Here is a 1,188-nt window from a genome sequence, read left to right on the forward strand (position 1 = left end):
GATCATGCTCAGAGTGTACCGTGTGGTAGACCAAAAAGCGATTTATACCTTCACCAAATGCGGGGTGTTCTACTTCTCCCGCCGGGTTCCGAAGTCACTTCTCGATCGATTCGATAAGCCGCGAATCGTCACCTGCCTCCACACGCGGTCTTTGCCCCAAGCCCGGAAAGCAGCCAGCGCGCTTTCTGCGCAGTTGGAGGTTGTTTGGGCTCAGATGCGACTGGAGAAAGTGCTTCGCAGCGCCCCTGCCGTGTCGCTTTCCCCTGTGATTGCCGGGATCGTTCCCGCAGCGCCTTCGATCAGGCTCTCGGATGCCGGGGCTCTGTATCGACGCCTCAAAGGCGTTGGGAGAGGCAAGGCGTTCAACACTTCAACCGATCGGAACCTCGGCTATGTCGTTCAGTGCCTCGGCGACGCCGTTGTTGTAGAACTCACGCGCTCCGATGCAGGTAGATTCCGCGACTTTCTCATCGCCAAGAAGCTAACGACCAGTTCGATCAGGAGGGTCTTCGCGACCGTGAGGGCGGTGGTGAACCTAACCATCTCCGAGCATGGTTTGCCGTGCCCCAACCCGTTCTCCCGCACCTTTCTCCCAGAAGTCGGGGTCAGGACTGTCCGGCCCCCGGTCCCCGACAATGTGATCCGATCCGTGCAGGCGACCTGTCTGGACATGGACGACGACAAGCGTCTTCTCATCGCGCTTATCAGTGATACCGGGCTGAGATTGGCGGAAGCTCTGGGGTTACAGAGAGCGGACCTCAAGCTCTCCAGTATCACTCCGCACATCATGGTTCGGGCGCATCCTTGGCGTTCGTTGAAGACCGCCTCCAGCACCCGAGAAGTCCCGCTTGTCGGTGCGTCCCTCGCGGCGGCTCTGCGCCTCGTCGCGGTCACAAACAGCAGGCTGTTGTTTCCTAGGTACGCAACGCTGACTGATGTGAGCGCCAATTCCGCGAGCGCCTCGTTGAACAACTGGCTTCGCAGTCGCCTACCGGCAGGCTGCGTCATCCACTCTTTCCGGCATAGTCTACGCGACCGACTGCGCGCTGCTGAGTGTCCAGCCGACATCGTTGATGCGATCGGAGGTTGGACCACCCAAGGCGTCGGTCACAAATACGGCGTTGGTTACTCACTAGAAGTGAAGCACCGCTGGATGCTGCAAATCGAGCTTCACTCTACATTATCAGA

1 protein-coding gene is annotated in these 1,188 nt (G+C 59.0%); it reads left to right on the forward strand.

Going from position 1 to position 1,188, the window contains the following annotated elements:
* Nucleotides 1–1,188: DUF6538 domain-containing protein (locus tag ACODTJ_RS29160; RefSeq protein WP_488851721.1), on the forward strand; the 1,188-nt coding region annotated here is incomplete at both ends.

The sequence above is a fragment of the Allobosea sp. FG18 genome (assembly GCF_057809495.1).